At 71.3% G+C, this 17,767-nt stretch carries 14 protein-coding genes; 10 read left to right on the top strand and 4 right to left on the bottom strand.

Annotated features, from left to right (window positions below; genetic code table 11):
• Positions 1-140: 140 nt before the first annotated feature.
• Positions 141-992: a hypothetical protein gene (locus ABT340_RS41960; RefSeq protein WP_352016538.1), complete on the top strand. Its 852-nt coding sequence runs from the start codon at positions 141-143 to the stop codon at positions 990-992.
• Here the strand turns inward: ABT340_RS41960 and ABT340_RS41955 are convergent.
• From ABT340_RS41955 to fdxA, 3 genes are all read right to left on the bottom strand, one after another.
• Positions 989-1,654 carry a DUF4178 domain-containing protein gene (locus tag ABT340_RS41955; protein ID WP_352016537.1) on the bottom strand — a complete coding sequence of 222 codons (666 nt, stop codon included), beginning with the start codon at positions 1,652-1,654 and terminating at the stop codon, positions 989-991. The genes ABT340_RS41960 and ABT340_RS41955 overlap by 4 nt on opposite strands.
• 11 nt (positions 1,655-1,665) lie before the next feature.
• Positions 1,666-2,745 carry a succinyldiaminopimelate transaminase gene (gene dapC, locus ABT340_RS41950; RefSeq protein ID WP_352016536.1) on the bottom strand — a complete coding sequence of 360 codons (1,080 nt, stop codon included), beginning with the start codon at positions 2,743-2,745 and terminating at the stop codon, positions 1,666-1,668.
• Positions 2,746-2,871: 126 nt separating this feature from the next.
• Positions 2,872-3,198: a ferredoxin gene (gene fdxA, locus ABT340_RS41945; protein WP_352016535.1), complete on the bottom strand. Its 327-nt coding sequence runs from the start codon at positions 3,196-3,198 to the stop codon at positions 2,872-2,874.
• 109 nt (positions 3,199-3,307) lie between these two features.
• Between fdxA and ABT340_RS41940 the strand changes: the two genes are divergently transcribed.
• The 9 genes from ABT340_RS41940 (at position 3,308) to ABT340_RS41900 (ending at position 16,598) form a co-directional block, all read left to right on the top strand.
• On the top strand, positions 3,308-3,544 hold the full coding sequence (locus ABT340_RS41940; protein ID WP_352016534.1) for a putative acetyltransferase: 237 nt from the start codon (positions 3,308-3,310) through the stop codon (positions 3,542-3,544).
• A 75-nt stretch (positions 3,545-3,619) separates the two neighbouring features.
• Positions 3,620-4,684 carry an ABC transporter substrate-binding protein gene (locus tag ABT340_RS41935; protein ID WP_352016533.1) on the top strand — a complete coding sequence of 355 codons (1,065 nt, stop codon included), beginning with the start codon at positions 3,620-3,622 and terminating at the stop codon, positions 4,682-4,684.
• A gap of 129 nt (positions 4,685-4,813) precedes the next feature.
• Positions 4,814-5,566: a class I SAM-dependent methyltransferase gene (locus ABT340_RS41930; RefSeq protein WP_352016532.1), complete on the top strand. Its 753-nt coding sequence runs from the start codon at positions 4,814-4,816 to the stop codon at positions 5,564-5,566.
• Positions 5,567-5,743: 177 nt separating this feature from the next.
• The gene (locus ABT340_RS41925) at positions 5,744-8,026 is read left to right on the top strand and encodes a hypothetical protein (RefSeq protein ID WP_352016531.1); all 2,283 of its coding nucleotides are present in this window, start codon (positions 5,744-5,746) and stop codon (positions 8,024-8,026) included.
• Between the two features lie 3 nt (positions 8,027-8,029).
• Positions 8,030-10,087: a UvrD-helicase domain-containing protein gene (locus ABT340_RS41920; RefSeq protein ID WP_352016530.1), complete on the top strand. Its 2,058-nt coding sequence runs from the start codon at positions 8,030-8,032 to the stop codon at positions 10,085-10,087.
• Positions 10,088-10,136: 49 nt separating this feature from the next.
• On the top strand, positions 10,137-11,984 hold the full coding sequence (locus tag ABT340_RS41915; protein WP_352016529.1) for a sigma factor-like helix-turn-helix DNA-binding protein: 1,848 nt from the start codon (positions 10,137-10,139) through the stop codon (positions 11,982-11,984).
• Positions 11,985-12,005: 21 nt separating this feature from the next.
• Positions 12,006-13,328, top strand: a complete 1,323-nt coding sequence (locus ABT340_RS41910; protein WP_352016528.1) for a CysS/YqeB C-terminal domain-containing protein — start codon at positions 12,006-12,008, stop codon at positions 13,326-13,328.
• A gap of 37 nt (positions 13,329-13,365) precedes the next feature.
• Positions 13,366-13,842: a GNAT family N-acetyltransferase gene (locus tag ABT340_RS41905; RefSeq protein WP_352016527.1), complete on the top strand. Its 477-nt coding sequence runs from the start codon at positions 13,366-13,368 to the stop codon at positions 13,840-13,842.
• A 221-nt stretch (positions 13,843-14,063) separates the two neighbouring features.
• Positions 14,064-16,598: a penicillin acylase family protein gene (locus ABT340_RS41900; RefSeq protein ID WP_352016526.1), complete on the top strand. Its 2,535-nt coding sequence runs from the start codon at positions 14,064-14,066 to the stop codon at positions 16,596-16,598.
• A 6-nt stretch (positions 16,599-16,604) separates the two neighbouring features.
• Here ABT340_RS41900 and ABT340_RS41895 read toward each other — a convergent pair whose 3' ends face one another.
• Entirely contained in the window at positions 16,605-17,573 is a 969-nt protein-coding gene (locus ABT340_RS41895) for an MBL fold metallo-hydrolase (protein WP_352016525.1), read from the bottom strand.
• Positions 17,574-17,767 lie beyond the last annotated feature (194 nt).

Below are 17,767 nucleotides of genomic sequence, written 5' to 3'. Positions count from 1 at the left end.
CGGACCCGGCCGTCCGCCGTCACGAAGGGCGATCCCGTTCGCAAAACCTGTGAAACGATAACAGAGCGCGACGGCTCCTCCGGGGGTTCGCAGGAAGTGCCGTCGCCTTCCCGCTGTCTGCGATCGGTAGGTTCTTCAGCGTGCGTCGGCGCTTCTCCAAAGGGGTCATCGCGATCGTCGCGATCGTGACCGTGCTCGCCGCGGCCATCACCGTGGGGGTCTTCACCCTGATCAACCGGGTGACGCCGTTCCGGGAGACCGGTGAGGGGTGCAAGATCACAACGCCCGGCGGCACGCTCGAACTGGAGATCGACCAGGCCCAGGTCGCCTCGGTCATCGCGGCGGTCGCCGCCCGCAGGAAGCTGCCCGAACGGGCGGTGGTGATCGCCTACGCCACCGGCATCCAGGAGTCCAAGCTGCTGAACCTGCCCTTCGGCGACCGTGACTCCGTCGGGGTCTTCCAGCAGCGGCCCTCACAGGGCTGGGGCACCCCCAAGCAGCTGATCGACCCGGTCTACGCGTCGGGGAAGTTCTTCTCCGCGCTGGTCAAGGTGAAGGGCTACCTCAAGCTGCCGCTCCACGAGGCGGCGCAGCGGGTGCAGCGCTCCGCCGACGGGTCGGCCTACGCCCAGCACGAGGACGAGGGCAAGATCCTGGCGGCGGCCTTCACCGGGCGGGTGCCCAAGGCCGTGCACTGCTGGTTCCCCGAGCCGACCTCGACCCCCCGCACGTCGGGCACGGCCACCACGACACCGCGCCCCCCTGCGGACAGGGCGATGCGCGGGCTCGTGCACGCGCTCGGCGCCAATGCCACGTTCGAGGCGGCGTCCTCACGTGACGGCTGGCTGATGGCGAGCTGGTCGGTCGCCCACGCGCAGAAGTTCGGGCTGCGGCGGGTCCGCTACAGCGGCCAGGCGTGGACGTCCGCCGACGGCGAGAACGGCTGGCGGCCCGACACGACCACCCCCAAGGGCAAGGTCGACATCTCCTAGGCCCGTTTCTGGATGGTGATGGAGCCCGGGGCCAGGGGCTGGGCGTAGGAGGAGGTCCAGGGCTCGTCCTGGGGACGGTCGAAGGAGAGCAGGCGGCCGTCGGAGGCCCGGTAGTCGGCGAAGTCGAGCAGGCCGCGTTCGGGCATGAAGGTGACGCCCTCCGAACGGAAGGCCGCGGTGCCGCGGCCGACGGGGAAGAACTCGACGCCCTCGACGCTCAGCGTGGTCCTGGCCGGGACCATGCCCTGTGTCGGCACCGGCGTCCACAGCAGCACCTCCAGGTGCGGCGCGTCGGAGTCGGAACCGGTCCGCGTCTCGATCGACAGCCACTGGTAGCGGCGGCTGCCGTCGTCGAGGAGGTACTCGGTCCACTCGACGCCCTGCGACGACAGGTACAGGGCGCCCAGGACACGGGTCCGCACGCCCTGGCAGTCGATCGTGTCACCGACCTTGATCGTGCGAGGGTCGGGGTAGTCGATGCCGACATGGCCCGCGCTCGGCCTGGCAGGCTCCGCGGCCTGTGCCGCCTGGACGGGGGACTCGCCGGGGGCCCCGGACCCGCGTGGCCTCCTGTCCTGACGCGTGGTCGCGAACAGCGCGCCCAGCAGCAGAACGAGCGTGACCGCGCTCAGTCCCAGTATCGCGGCGACCTCAGGGGTCATGGCGCGCGATCCTACTGGAGGCGGCTCACCGCCGCACTTATGCGCTCGTCACTCGCGGTCACGGCGATCCGGACGTGTTCCGCGCCGGCCCTGCCGTAGAAGTCTCCGGGCGCGACCAGGATGCCCTTGTCCGCCAGCGAGCGCACCTGCTTCCAGCAGTCGGTGCCGTTGGTCGCCCACAGGTACAGGCCCGCCTCGGAGTGCTCGATCCGCCAGCCGGCCGCCTCAAGGGCGGGGCGCAGGAGCGCGCGACGGGCCGCGTAGCGCGCGCGCTGCTCGTCGGCGTGCGCGTCGTCGTCGAACGCCACGGCCATCGCCGCCTGGACCGGCCCCGGCATGATCATCCCGGCGTGCTTGCGGACTTCGAGCAGCCGCCCGACCAGCGCCGGGTCTCCGGCCACGAAGCCCGCCCGGTAACCGGCCATGTTGGAGCGCTTCGACAGCGAGTGCACCGCGAGCAGGCCCTCGTGCGAGCCGCCGCAGACATCGGGGTGCAGGATCGAGATCGGCTGTTCCTCCCAGCCCAGCTCGATGTAGCACTCGTCGGAGGCCACGACGGCGCCGCGCTCACGGGCCCACGCGACCACCTTGCGCAGGTGCTCGGCGGGCAGGACCTTGCCGCTCGGGTTCGAGGGGGAGTTCACCCAGACGAGCGGCACCCGCTCGGGGCCGAGGGAGAACAACCCGTCCGTCGCGTACGGCTCCGCCCCCGCCAGGCGCGCTCCGACGTCGTAGGTGGGGTAGGCCAGCGCGGGGAAGACCACCCGCTGCCCCGGCCCGACACCGAGCAGGGTCGGCAGCCAGGCGACGAACTCCTTCGAGCCGATCAGCGGCAGCACGTCGGCCTGGTCCAGGTTCACCCCGTGACGGCGGGAGAGCCAGCCCGCGGCCGCGGAGCGCAGCCGTTCGGTGCCGTAGGTCAGCGGGTAGCCGGGACTGTCGGAGGCGTCGGCGAGCGCCTGCCGTACGAGAGGGGGCACCGGGTCGACGGGGGTGCCGACGGAGAGGTCGACGATCCCGTCGGGATGCTCCTGCGCCAGCGTCTTGAGCGGCGTGAGCCGATCCCACGGAAAATCTGGCAGGCCGATCACAGCTCTCCCCGCTGATGACTGTCCCCCCGCCTCACCGGCCGGGAGAAGGGACCTCTTCGCCCGGGACGTCCGGGTGACTGACTCTCGCGGGCGGACGGCGTCGCCCCCCGCCCGCGGGGATGTTTTCTAGTGCTCCTCGGCCTGCGGGGGCAGCGCCGAGACGACGGAGTGGTCCTTGGCGATCTTGCCGATCTTGGAGGCGCCACCCGGGGAGCCCAGGTCGTCGAAGAACTCGACGTTGGCCTTGTAGAAGTCCTTCCACTGGTCGGGAAGGTCGTCCTCGTAGAAGATCGCCTCAACCGGGCAGACGGGTTCGCACGCGCCGCAGTCCACGCACTCGTCGGGGTGGATGTAAAGCATGCGCTCGCCCTCGTAGATGCAATCGACGGGGCATTCCTCGATGCACGCCTTGTCCAGGACGTCCACGCAAGGCTGCGCGATGACGTAGGTCACCTCGGGCTCCTTCTTTTATCCGCACCTAGGCACGACTTCGACCGCGGGTTGCTACGCCCTAGTATTGCCGTGCCCACCAGATGTCTGAAACGGGAGGGGGCAAAAGACGATGATCCTCGGTATCAGCGCTGCCCTCAAAATCACCCTAACCCCTTCCGACGTGGGCAAAAGGGTAACTACCCGGCGTCGTGTTCCCGAGGGCTTCCGTGACGCCGTCGGCGAACTTGAGTTCTGGCGTGACGATCTTCTCGGGGTGCGCAAACGCGACGGCACGCTCGTTGAGATCCGCCGTTCCGAACTCGTCGCGGCGAAGGTCGTCCAGGGCGGACGGCCCGGCCGGACGTAAGTCGTTCCCCAGTCGTTTCCCAAAAAAGGCCGCGCCTCCTCGACCCACCGCGCGATCACCGAGAGTATTCGATGAGTGACCGTACGCATCAGCGCCGCCGCCATGCTCCTCATCGCCACGACCGCCGGATGCGGCGGCACACAGGCACAGGACGACGGGAAGCTCCCGCCGATCAAGCCACAGGCCGCCTCCCTGAAGGACGGCTTCTCGACGATGGACCGCCTCGTCGAGGCCGCCAGGAAAGAGGGTTCGCTCACCGTCATCGGGCTGCCGCGTGACTGGGTGAACTACGGCGAGATCATCGACACCTTCTCCGACGAGTACGGAATCAAGGTCAACCAGGTGGAGCCCGCGGCCAGCAGCCGCCGGGAGATCGAGGCCGCCGCGCAGCTCAAGCCGGACGTGTTCGACCTGAGCCTGGAGGTCGCGGTCGCCAACGCCCCGATGTTCGCCCCCTACCGGGTGCAGCAGTGGCCGGACGTGCCCGACAACCTGAAGGACTACGGCGGGCGCTGGTACGCCGGATACGGCGGCTACATGTCCATCGGTTACGACCCGCGCAAGGTCGCGACGCCCGCCTCCTACCAGGACCTGCTCAAGCCCGGCTACAGCGTCTCGCTGCCCGGCGACCCCCGGCAGACGGCCGCCGCCTTCAACGGGGTGATGGCCGCCTCGCTCAGCGCGGGCAAGGCCGAGGCCGCCAGGGGAGTCGCCTTCTTCGGCCGCCTGAAGAAGGCGGGCAACCTCGCGGCGAACGAGCGGGCGGCCACCGTGGTGGTCGACTGGGACTACCACAACGCCGAGCGGGCGGCCCACGAGGCGAACGGCTGGAAGGTCGCCATCCCCGGCGACAGCGTGCTCAGCGCCTACTACGTCCAGGCCGTCAACAAGGACGCCCCGCACCCGGCGGCGGCCCGCCTCTGGCAGGAGTTCCTCTTCTCCGACCGGGGTCAGAACCTCTTCCTCAAGGGGTACGCCAGACCTGTCAGAATGGAGGCCCTGCAGATGCGTGGCACCCTGGACACCGAGGCCGCCGCCAGACTCCCGGTGACCGGCGCGAAGCCGGTGATCCTGACGATCCCCGAGACCGACACGGCCAAGACCTACCTCAAGAAGGAGTGGGGGGAGAGGGTCGGTTAAGCCGGAGGCTGATGCGACTGATATGTCGGGACATCTTTGAGGCTCTAAAGTGTCTGGGGAGGACCGATAAGAGGCCGTGGCGTCTCGGAATGTGAGCTGATCGTCTTGCGATACGACACCCCGAGTCAGATGAGGTGGAACGCTCGCGCCTACGACAGCAGCTTCGGATACGTCTCGGCCCACGGCGCGCCCCTGGTCGACCTGCTCGACCCCCAGCCGGGGGAGCGTGTCCTCGACCTCGGCTGCGGCACCGGGCTGCTGACCGCCGAGATCAGCTCACGGGGGGCACGGGTGCTCGGCATCGACGGCTCCTCCGCGATGATCGAGAAGGCGCTCTCCCTGCATCCCGGGCTTGAGTTCATCGTGGGGGACGGGCGCGACTTCACGGTCGCGGAGCCGTACAACGCGGTCTTCTCCAACGCGGCCCTGCACTGGATGGGGCGGGAGCCCGACACGGTGATCTCCAACGTGTGGCAGGCGCTGACGCCGGGCGGGCGGTTCGTCGCGGAGATGGGCGGCGCCGGCAACTGCGCCGCGCTGACGGCGGCGCTGTCCACCGCCTGGCGGGAACACGGGCTCCCCGAACCCGATCTTCCGTGGTACTTCCCCAGTCCGGCCGAATACGCCACACGGCTGGAGAAGGGCGGTTTCACCCTCCGCCTGCTTGAGTACTTCGACCGGCCGACCCCGCTCGACGAGTGCCCGGGGGGAGCCGCCGACTGGGTGCGAACGTTCGCCGGTTCCCTGATTCAGGGAAAGCCGGTGGAGCTGGTCGAATCCCTGCTGCTTCGGGTGAACGAACTGGCCGCTCCCGCCCTGCGGCGGGAGACCGGTTGGATGGCCGACTACGTGCGGCTCCGCTTCGCGGCCGTACGACGCTGACCAGACCCGATGCGCTGGGGCGATTTGCCAGACTATGGTCTGTTCCATGAGTCTCGTTCCCCGGCGACGAGGAGTGACTCGGGCGGCTTGAGGGGCTGGTGAAGGGAACGGATGAACTTCTGTCTGAGTGACCTCGTGCCGCCGCTCCGCTGGAGCGACGCGGCCACGATTCCACTCTTGCGCGACCAGTCTGAACTGCCCGGCGCGTGGTGGCGCAGCCTGCCCGTCTCCCGGGTGCTGGCCCTGCTCGGCCCCGAGCGGTTAGCCGGGATCCTCGCCGGGATCACCCTGGAGCACTGGCCCGCCGCCGCCGTCGGCGACGTGTTGCCCGCCCTGTACGTCCTGGACCCCGAGGACGCCGACGAACCCTGTACGGCCATCGCCCTCGACCGCGCGGGCTCGTGGGCGGGGCTGCTGGCCCTGACCGGTCACGAGCTGCGCGAACAGCCCTTCATTCAGCCGCTCCCCGTGCTGAACGCGCTGTTCGGCGCGGTCTTCGCCCGTCTGGCCGCCCCCGGCGTCACACCCGCCCGTACCGGTGGGACCGTCGAGGACGTCGCGGAGAACGCCGAGGCCGCCGGAAACGTCAAGGACGCCAAGGCCACCGAGGCCGCCCAGGACGTCGCGAGCGCCGAAGGTGCCGGGAAGACCGAGGACGTCGCGAGCGCCGAGGGCATCGAGGATGCCGGGGGCATCGGGGGCTCCGAGGATTCCGGGGGTTCCGCGGACTCCGGGGAGGAGGCCGCGCCACAGGACGCCCCTGAGGCTCCTCAGGAAGCCCCTCAGAAGGCCCCGCAGGACGACGCCGAGGCCGTACCCGAAGCCACGCCTGAGGCCGTGTCCGAGGGCATGCCTGAGGCTTCCGAGGCCGAGAAGGAGGACGCGGAGAGGGCCACGGACAAGGCCGGGGAGGAGCCCGTGGAGGCTCCGGCTCCCCCGGACGTCCCGTTGGCCGTCTCCCCTGCCGCTCCCCCGGCCCCGCCCGAGCCCAAGCCGATCCCCCTTCCCGTACGGCCGAAGCGGACCCCCGGGTCCACGCTCCCCAAGCCGCCGCCCCAGGTGGGCTCCACTCCCGAGCGCGGGCTCTTCGAGCCGATGACCGCCATGAGCCCGGAGACCGGACCCGAGCCGAAGCCCGAACCGGAACCTCAGCCCGAGCCTCGGCCCGAGCCTGAGGCCGCACCGGAACCAGAGGCCGCACCGGAACCGGAGGCCCTGCGGGAGCCGGAACCGGAGCCCGTTGAGTCCGTCGAGCCCGTTGAGGCCGTCGCCGAGCGGGCCCCTCAGCCGGACGACCTGTACGCGCTGCTCGACGGTGCCTTCGCCGACCTCGACGACAGGAGCTGGGCCGTCGCGCAGAACAGGGTGTTCACCGACGCGCCCGCGGCCGTCGAGGCCCTGTCCAAGCTCTTCGCGGTGCCGCCCGAGGTCATCGACGAGGTCGAGGCCGCCCTGCGGCACCGGCTCGGCGAGTGGCTCGCCTCAGCGGAGGCGGAGCCGTACCGGGAGCATCTGGCGGAGGTCGGCAGGGCGCTCGGCAAGGCCGCGCCCAAGGCCCGTCTGGCCACGGTCGCGTCCTGGCACGCCCGTGAGCTGCGCTCGCTGGACGTGCCCGCCTGGCAGTTCGTGCTGGCCACCCTGCCCCACCACCGGCTGGCCGAGGACTGGCTCGTCGAGGGGGACATCACCGAGCTGCGTCACCTCACCCGCGACGTGATCAGCGGCGCCAAGCCCCCGCTGACCATGTCCAAGGCCCTCGACCTGGTCGCCTCCCTGGGCATCCACCACGAGGTGGCCAAGGATTGGCTCGCGGGCGTCCCGCAGCTGCGCATCCTCGGCGCCGGGCAGCGTCCTGCGCAGCAGGGGCCCCCACAGCAGGGATCCCCGCCTCCGCGGCAGGAGCAACCCGTCCAGGAGGACGAGGAGCGCAGGGAGGGCCCGTTCCGCCCGCTGAAGGACGTCTCGCTGACCCGGCGCTGCTTCAGGCAGCCCGACGGCCGCTGGTGGCTCAGGATCGACGTCACCGCCGAGCACCTCCAGGGCGTCGAGTGTCCGCTGCCCAGCGGGTTCGCCGCCTATCTCGGCCTGTCGCCGGGGAGCGCCCGCAGGGTGCAGAGCGCGGTCGGCGAGCTGGGCCTGAGCTGGCAGGAGCGTCCCGTCCTCGAATCGCTCAGGACACTCCTTGAGGACGCGGGGGCCAAGCCCGGCGGCCACCTGTTCGTGACGCTGTCCGACGAGGGGGTCCTGCGGGCCAGGCACCTGCCCGCGGCGGGCGGTGACACGGAGCCGGTCGCGCGGGCGCTGCGGCTGGTCGGCTACACGGCACCCGGCGGTACGGCGGAGCAGGCGGCCAGGGTCATCGCCACCCGGGTCGGCATGACCGGGCAGGTCGGCCTGCCGGACCTGCTCGCCCGGTTGAGAGAGCGTGGGGACCGCGACCTGTTGTCCCTGCTGGCCTAGCCCATGCCCCGACTCGCGATCTCCCCGGACTTCCCCGCCGAACTCGGCGCGCTGGCCCAGCCCGCGCGCCGGGACGCCGTCGTCGCGGTACGCCGCTTCATGCAGAACGTGGCGGGGGCTCCGCACCCGGAACGGGTCAGGGGGGCCAGGGACCCCAGGGTCGTCACCCTCAGGCTGGCCGAGGGCCATCGCGGCGTCATGGTCAGGCACCGGGACGTCCACTGGCTGCTGACCGTCCTGCCGGAGACGGAGGCCTGGGCCTACGCGAGACGCCACCGCTTCAGCGTCAACACCGCGCTCGGCGTGGTCGAGATGTGGGACGCCGAGGCGCTCGAACGGATCGAGCCCGCCGTGCTCAGGGCGGCCGGGGCGACCTCGGTCCGGTTGTTCGCCGACACCTGTGACACCGACATGGCCGAGCTCGGCGTCGAACGCGGGCTGCTCGGCCTCGTCAGGCAGATCACCGACGAGCTGACCCTGGAGGCGCTCGAACCCCTGCTGCCCGCCACGCAGTACGCCCCGCTGGCCGCGCTGGCCAGGGGTGAGTCGATGGCCGGGGCCTGGCGGGAGCTTGAGACCTGCCGGGCGACCGCGCCCCCCTCCGGGCCGATCGACCCCGACGACCTGACCGCCGCGCTGCTGCGCAGCCCCGACCGTGCGATCTTCGTGGGCAGCCCGCGTGAGCTGAACCACGTCCTCGACGCGCCCGCCTGGTGCGTGTTCCTCCAGCCGACGCTGCACCGCCTGGCCCGCTGGGAGACCCACGAGCAGCCGACCCTGGTCACCGGCGGGGCCGGGACGGGCAAGACCCTGCTGGCCCTGCACCGGTCGGCCTTCCTGGCCAGGCGTGGCGCGGGTCAGATCCTGCTGGTCACCTTCTCCCAGCGGCTGAGCGCCGACCTCGCCTCCCGTCTCGACCTGCTGATCGAGGACGAGGTGACCCGTAAGCGGATCGAGGTCGGCAACGTGGACCGGCTGGCCCACCGCATCGTCGCCGAGGCCGAGGGACGGGCGCCCGCGCTGGCCGGGGCCGCTGAGGTGAACGCGCTCTGGCTGGAGACCGACACCGGCCACAGCCCGGCCTTCCTGCTGCGCGAGTGGGAACAGGTCGTGCTGGCGCAGAACCTCAAGACTCTGCAGGAGTATCTCGACGCCCCCAGGTCGGGCCGTGGCGTCGGGCTCTCCGCCGAGGAGCGGACCGAGGTGTGGCGGGCCGTCGAGCACGTCACCCTGCGGCTCAGGGAGCGCGGCAAGCGCACCCTGCTCCAGCTCGCGGGCGACGCCTGTCAGCTGCTCGGCCGTACGACCGGGGACCTGCTGGCCGACAGCGCGCCGCGGCGGGAGCCGTACCGGCACATCGTGGTCGACGAGGCGCAGGACCTGCATCCGGCGCAGTGGCGGCTGCTGCGGGCGGCGGTGCCGTACGGGCGGGACGACCTGTTCATCGTGGGAGACCCGCACCAACGGATCTTCGACACCCGGGTGACACTCGGTTCGGTGGGAATCGACGCGATCAGACGGCGTCTGCAGGTGTCGTACCGGCTTCCACAGGAGATCCTCACCTGGGGCGTGCGGTTGCGCGGCGGCGGCCCCGCGGACGGCCTGGTCGACGGAGTGCAGGAGCTGTACGGCTTCCGCGCGACGCGGAACGGGGCACGTCCGATGGTCCGTGCCTACGATTCACCGGAGGAAGAGCTGACCGGTCTGGCCACACAGGTGGGACAGTGGGTCCAGGAGGGCGTGCCGCCCCAGGAGATCGGGGTGGCCGCCAGGACGGCGGGCCTCGTGCGCGACGCCCGTGACGCCCTGCGCGAGGTGGGGGTGAGGGTGACGACGTTGCACGGCATGAAGGGCCTGGAGTTCCGCCGGGTCGCCGTGATCGGAGTCGCCGACGGTGTCGTGCCCGCTCCCGACTCCCTCACCCCGGCCGAGGAGGACCCGACCGCGCGGGCGCACGACCTCCAACGGGAGCGTGGCCTGCTCTATGTCGCGTGTACCCGAGCCAGGGAGCTTCTTTACGTGTCCCACTCCGGACGAGCAAGCCCCTTTCTCCCGACCTAACGACATACTCTGAACTGCGGATATATTCCCCTTTGCCGGTTGGACCTCAATGAACCTCAGCCTGAGCGACATCGCGCCCCCCCTGCGCTGGACCTCTCCCGGCCAGGTAGCGCCGATCGCAACCGACCCCCGTCTTCCCGAGGCGTGGTGGCAGGCGCTCCCGCTCGACCGGGCCTGCTCGACCATCGGGACGTCCGAGGTCGCCGGACGCCTGGCCGACCTCGCCCTGACGTGCTGGGGCCACCTGATGCTCGGCGACGTCCTGCCCCTGCTCAGGTTCTCCGACCCGGCTTCGAGCGTCAGCACGCCGGAGGGCCTGGGACGCGAGGTGGTGCACCGGATGTTCACCGGGGTCATCGAACGCCTCCTGGAGCCCGTCACCGAGGAGAGCGTCGGCCAGACCCGTCCCACCCGCCCTGACCGGCCGCTGCCCGAGCTGATCGACGAGGTCTTCGCGACCCTGGACGAGCGGCAGCGGGCCATCGCCAGGGACCGCCTCTACGCCTCGCAGCGGGCCACGCTGGACGACCTGGCCCAGCGTTTCTCCGTGACCAGGGAGCGCATCAGGCAGATCGAACGCGACCTGCGCGACCACGTCGAGGCCTGGCTGACGAGCGAGGACGCCGCCCCGCTGGTCGGGCACGTCTCCTGGCTGCGCGGCAGGCTCGGCTCCGCGGTCCCCGCCGACGACCTGGCCGCCGCCGTCCCGTGGCACCGCAGCGACCTGGCCACGCTGGGCATCCCGTCCTGGCGGTTCGTGCGGACCCTGCTCACCGGCTACGACCAGGTGGACGGCTGGCTCGTCGCGGGCGGCGCCGACGAGCTGCGGGAGAAGACCAGGCAGCTGTTCACCGACGGGCCGCGCCCCCTTGAGGAGGCCGTCTCGCTGGTCAGCCAGCTCGGCATCCGCGAGGACGTGGCCGAACGCTGGCTCATCGCCGTACCCCAGTTGCGGGTGCTCGACGGGCACGTGGTGCCCTGGCCGCGCAGCGTCAACGACAAGGCCGAGGCGGTGCTCGCGGTCGCGGGCACCGCGCTGACGCCGGAGGAGATCCAGGAGCGCATCGGCGAGGACTACAGCCTGGTCGGCATCCGCAACCAGCTGACCGCCGACGACCGCTTCCTGCGCCTCGACCGCAACAAGTACGGCCTGGCCAGGTGGGGCGGCGAGGAGTATCTCGGCATCCGGGAGATGATCGCCAGGGAGATCGAGCGGGCCAACGGAGAGGCCTCGGTCAACACCATCGTGACGAACCTGACCTCGCGCTACGACGTGAGTGAGAGCTCGGTGCGCGCCTACGCGGGCGGCCCCGGGTTCGAGCGCACCCAGCGCGGCTGGATCAGGGTCGCGGGCTCGGAGCAGTCGGACTACCAGCCCCGCAGGGACGTCTCCTCGACCAGGCGGTGCTTCCGCAGCCGTGACGGGCGCTGGTGGCACCGGGTCGACGTCAACGCCGAGCACCTGCGCGGTTCCGGCTCCCCGCTGCCCACCGGGTTCGCCGCCTACCTGGGCATGGCCCCCGGAGGCCAGCTGACCGCCTCGACCCCGTCCGGCGACGTGGTGATCAGCTGGCACAACCAGCCGACCATGGGCTCCATCCGCCCCATCCTGGTGGCCGCGAACGCGGCGGAGGGCGACCACGTCTTCCTCACGGTCTCCGACGGGGGCGAGCTGCTGACCCGCTACCTGCCCTCGGCGGCGGCGACCCTGCCCCCACTGAACCGGGCCCTGCACCTGATCGGCTACACCGCGCCCGTCGCCTCGGAGGCCGAGGGCATACGTCTCATCGGCGCCCGCATCGGCCTGCCGGACGGCTCTCCGAAGGAGGATGTCGGCGCCCGGCTGCGTGACCGGGGCGATCGCGACATTCTCGTCCTTCTTGAGGGGGCCGTCTGAGGCTTCCCGTAGGCTCGAAGAATGCTACGGCTGTATGACACGCGGCACCGCCGCGTCGAACCGGTCCTCCCGCAGGGTGCCCGTTCGATGCGCGTCTACGGCTGTGGCCCGGCCGCCGGGCGTGTGACGAGCCTGGGCGACCTGCGCGCCGGTCTGCTGGCCGACCTGGTCAGGCGGGTGGTGGAACGGCGGGGCGTCCGGGTCGTCCGCTGCCTGGGCCTCACCGATCTGGGCCGCCCTCCCGCGGGCCACGGGACCGAGGGGCGTGGTCAGCGCGACGCGTTCGAGGCCGAGGCTCTCGCGCTGAACATCCATCCGCCCCAGCACTCCCCCGAGGTCTCCGAGACCGTCGGCCCGGTGATCGAGATGATCGCCAGGCTGGTCGAGCGGGGGCACGCCTATCCGGCCTCCGACGGGTCCGTCCTCTTCGACGCCACCTCCTTCCCCTCCTACGGCGAGTTGTCCGGCAACCGCCCCGAGCGGCTGCGGCCCCGCGCCGGGGAGGCCGGCCCGCGCAAGCGGCACCCCGCCGACTGGGTGCTGTGGCGGCCCACCGAGGAGGAACCCGCCTGGCGGGCGCCGTGGGGGCGGGGGGTGCCCGGCCGTCACATCGGGTGCTCGGCCATGGCCCTGCGCTCCCTCGGCGAACGGATCGACCTGCACGTGGGCGGGATCGACCTGTGCTTCCCGCACCACGAGAACGAACGCGCCCAGTCGGACGCGGTCACCGGGCACGAGGTGGTCGCCCACTGGGCCCACTCCGGTCACCTGCTGTTCGACGGGCACGAACTGGACGGACGCGCGGGCGGGGCGCCGGCGCTCGGGGAGGTCACCCGGGCCGGTCTCGACCCGCTGGCCGTACGGCTGGCGCTGCTCGAACACCGCCACCGCGGGCGGCTGGACCTCACCTGGCAGGCCCTGCGCGTCGCCGACGCCACGCTGCGGCGCTGGCGTTCGCGGGTGGCCGGGTGGGCGGAGGCGCCGAGCCGCCCGATGCCCTCGGGGCCGGTCTCCGCGATCGAGGACGCCTTCGACGACGACCTCGACACACCGCTGGCGCTGCGCCTGCTGCGCGGGCTCGAACGCGACGAGGCGGTCGCGCCCGGCGCCAGGCTTGAGGCGTTCCTGCATCTGGACCGTGTCCTGGGCCTCGACCTGTCCTGCGGGATCGGCCGCTCCGAGAGCCTGCCGCCGGGCGCGGCCGAGCTGCTCCAGCGGCGCCCGAGGGCGCGGGAGGCCGGAGACTGGGCCGCCGCCGACCGTCTCCGCGCGGAGCTGGCCGGTCTCGGGGTGCTCGTCCGTGACACACCCGAGGGGCAGGACTGGTCGGTGCGGCCCTCCTGAAAGCCGTTTGTCGGTGGCGACCGGTAGCGTCCCGATCATGAGTGACAATGGCGTTGTCGTACGGCCGGCCACGGCCGCCGACCTCGACGGGGTCGTGGCGTGCAGTTCGGCCCTCTTCGCCGAGGACGCCGGCAGGCGTGACCCCTCTCTCGACGTGAACTGGCCGAAGGAGCACGGCCCGGTCCACTTCGCCGCCGCGCTGGGCGACCCGGCGCGCCTGGTGATGGTCGCCGACGACGGGGGCAGGGTCGTCGGCCACATGACCGGCTCGCTGTCGGGGCCGACCCCGATGCGGCCGGTCGCGGTCGCGACGCTGGGCAGCATCTACGTGCAGCCCGCCTACCGGGGGCAGAAGATCGGCAGCAGGCTGGTCGCCGAGTTCAGGACGTGGGCCGGGGGCAACGGGGCGCAGTACGCCGGGGTGACGGCCTACGCGGGCAACGAGGGGGCGGTCCGCTTCTACCAGCGCAACGGCTTCGCCACGCGCTCCGTCGTCCTGGAGACACCGCTGTGACCCATCGTCGTCGCCGGTGACCGGCTGTCACCGTCCTCCTTGAGTCGTTCCACCGTCTTTTCCCGTCTCACCGCGGGTTTTCCCCTGTTGTACACGGGGCCGCCACGCGGTTCCCCGGGGGTCGCGGAGGTGGAAGCGGCGTTCTGACGTGCGAAGAGCTGCCAAACTTGTTCGAGCACGCCGCCTAGGAGGTGTTTGTGAAGTTCCGGCCATATGCCCGGATGCCCCGACCGCTCATGTGGCTCGCGCGGGTGGTGACCACCCTCGTGGTGCTCTGCCTGGCTCTGGCCGGAGCGGGGGTGCTGGCCGTACGAGCGTCGTTCCCGCAGGTGTCGGGCGACCTCAAGGTGAAGGGCCTGACCGGAAAAGTCACCGTATATCGCGATAAAACAGGGGTGCCGCATATCTATGCGGACTCCTCGGAGGACCTGTTCCTCGCCCAGGGCTACGTGCACGCCCAGGACCGGTTCTTCGAGATGGACTTCCGCAGGCACGTGACGGCCGGACGCCTGTCCGAGATGTTCGGTCCCTCGACGCTCCCCGAGGACAAGGCCATCAGGACCATGGGCTGGCGGCGGATCGCCGAGCGGGAGCTGCCGATGCTCTCCGAGCAGACCCGCCGCTATCTCGACGCCTATGCCAGGGGCGTCAACTCCTGGATGGAGCAGCACGAGGGCGCCCTCGGCAAGAGCCTGGAGTACGGCCTGCTCAGGCTCACCAACTCCGGCTACCAGCCGGAGCCGTGGACCCCCGTCGACTCGGTCGCCTGGCTCAAGGCCATGGCCTGGGACCTGCGCTCCAACCTCTCCGACGAGATCGGCAGAGCGGTGGCGGCGAGCAAGCTGCCCCGTGAACGGGTCGAGCAGCTCTGGCCCGGCTACCCCTTCGGCACGCACCGGCCGATCGTCACCAAGGGCTCGGTCACCGACCACGGCTTCGACCAGGCCCAGGAGCCGCGTGGCGCCTCGCCCGGCCCCGAGGAGAGCGCCGACCCCACGGCGCTGACCGGGGCCGCCGCGACCGTCGCCGCGGTACCGAGCCTGATGGGCGACCCCAAGGGGGGCAACGGCATCGGCTCGAACTCCTGGGTCGTCGGCGGCGCGCACACCGCCTCGGGCAAGCCGCTGCTGGCCAACGACCCGCACCTGGCGCCGGGGATGCCCTCGATCTGGTACCAGGCCGGGCTGCACTGCCGTACCAAGAGTGAGCGGTGTTCCTTCGACGTCACCGGGTTCACCTTCTCCGGGCTGCCCGGCGTGATCATCGGGCACAACGACCGGGTCGCCTGGGGGTTCACCAACCTCGGCCCCGACGTCGCCGACCTGTATCTCGAACGGGTGAGGGACGACTCCTACCTGTTCATGGGCGAGTGGCGGCCGCTCACCACGAGGGCCGAGAAGATCGAGGTCGCGGGTGGCGATCCGGTCACGCTCACGGTGCGCGAGACCCTGCACGGGCCGATCATCTCCGACGTCATGGGCGACGCGAAGGACGCCCTGCCCGGCGCGGCCGCGGTCTTCAGGGAACCGGCGGACGCGGTCGCCCTCAAGTGGACCGCGCTGGAACCCGGCAGGACCGCGGACGCGATCTTCGACCTCAACACGGCACGTGACTGGCCGAGTTTCAGGGCGGCGGCGAGCAAGTTCGAGGTTCCCTCGCAGAACATGGTCTACGCCGACGTGGACGGCAACATCGGCTACCAGGCGCCCGGCCGCATCCCCGTCAGGACCAGGGGCGACGGCACCTGGCCCGTCCCCGGCTGGACCGGCGAGTACTCCTGGCAGTCGACCATCCCCTTCCAGGACCTGCCCAGCGCCTACAACCCGCCGGAGGGCTACGTCGTGACCGCGAACAACGCGGTCGTCGATCCCGGGCGCTACCCGCACATGCTGACCAAGGACTGGGCGTACGGCTACCGCTCCCAGCGCATCCTCGACCGCCTTGGGGCCGAGATCGCCAAGGGCAAGGTGGACGTCGAGACCATGGGCGCGGTCCAGCAGGACACCGGCAACGGCCTCGCGCCCTTCCTGGTGCCCCGCCTGACGGCCCTGAAGGTGGCCGGGGACCCGGCACGCGCCCTCGACCTGCTGCGTTCCTGGGACGGCTCGCAGGGTGTCGACTCGGCCCCCGCGGCGTACTTCAACGCCGTCTGGCGGCACCTGCTCATCGAGACCTTCAACGACGACCTGCCGGAGGTGGCCTGGCCGACCGGCGGCGACCGGTGGTTCGAGGTGGTCCGCGTCATGCTCGACCGGCCGGAGGACCCGTTCTGGGACGACACGCGGACGCCGCAGCGGGAGACCCGCGACGACATGCTGCGCCGGGCCATGGCGCTCGGCTACGACGAGCTGCGGCGGCTCCTGGGCGAGGACGTCAAGGCGTGGCGCTGGGGTGAGGTGCACACGCTCACCCTGACCAGCCAGACCTTCGGCTCCTCGGGGATCTCTCTGGTCGAACGGCTGTTCAACCGTGGCCCGTTCCCGGTGCCGGGCAACGACGACGCGGTCGACGCCGCGGGCTGGGACGTCCAGGAGGGGTACGAGGTCAGCTGGCTGCCGTCGATGCGGATGGTCGTCGACCTCGCCGACCTGGACAGGTCACGATGGATCAACCTGACGGGCGCCTCGGGACACGCCTTCCACGCCAACTACTGGGACCAGGCGCCCCTGTGGGCCGACGGCGGGACGACGCCGATGCTCTCCCGCGAGGAGTCCGTCAGGAAGGCCGCCGTCGACACCCTGACCCTCACGCCGTGACCCGTCTCACGGCAGGACGCGGGACTCGCCGACGGCCAGGTCCCACAGGTCGGCGCGGTCTCTGCCCGCCGCGGCCCATGCCGCGCGGGCCTGTTCGACCGGGGCCAGCAGCGGCTCGCCGGACAGCAGGAAGGTGCCCCAGTGCATCGTCGCCATCCGCCGCGCCCCGACGTCCGCGCACGCCTGTACGGCCTGCGCCGGATCGACGTGCGAGTTCTTCATGAACCAGCGGGGCTCGAACGCGCCGACCGGCATCAGGGCCAGGTCGACGCCCGCCGGATAGCGCTCCCCGATCTGGGCGAAGCGCTCGCCGTACCCGCTGTCCCCGGCGAAGTAGACCGTCTGGTCCACGGTCCTGATGACCCAGCCGCCCCACAGCGTCCTGCAGGTGTCGCTGATCGACCTGCGGCTCCAGTGGTGGGCGGGGACGAAGTCGAAGGACACCTCGCCGATCTCGGTGCTCTCCCACCAGTCGAGTTCGACGACGTCGGTGAAGCCCCGCCGGGTGAACCAGGGCCTCAGTCTGGCCGGGACGAGGACGGGGGTGTCCCTGGGCAGGCGCCGTACGGTCGGGGCGTCCAGATGGTCGTAGTGGTTGTGGCTGATCACCACGGCGTCGATCCTGGGCAGGTCCGTCCAGGCGACGCCGGGCGGGGTGAGCCTGGGCCTGCCCCCGGGGATGCGCCTGGCCCAGACGGGGTCGGTGAGGATCGTCAGGCCGCCCATCTGCAGGACGTAGGTCGCGTGCCCGACCCAGGTGACCACGGTCTCGGTCGCCACCGGCCTGGGCAGCCCGTTCCTGGTCACCGGGATCAGGTCGGCGTCCCCGGTCTCCGGCCGGAACCCGCCGTGCCACATGGCGGCGAGCAGTTCCTGGAAGGCGGGCAACGGAGAGGTCAGCCGGTCTCTGAAGCTACGTGGCCACGCCCGTTCCGGTGCGCGCGGCGAGATCTCAGGCTGGATCGTCTGAGACATGGGTGACCCCCTTGGCAACCACCGGTCCGGGCGATGATCCCTATATGAGGTGATTTATTCCCATTAAGGTGACTTAAGCCGAAACCGCCAGGGCGATTTACGGGTCCAGTTCCCGTCTTCCAGGTTCGCGAGGCGCTCGGGCACGCGCGGGGCCCCATGCCGGAGGGGCCGGGCCGCGCCCCCGCGCCCCCCCC

It is taken from the genome of Streptosporangium sp. NPDC000239, assembly GCF_040300765.1.
Classification (GTDB): Bacteria; Actinomycetota; Actinomycetes; order Streptosporangiales; family Streptosporangiaceae; genus Streptosporangium.
The sequence above is the reverse complement of the archived record's forward strand: the minus strand, read 5'-3'. Positions and strand labels throughout refer to the sequence as shown.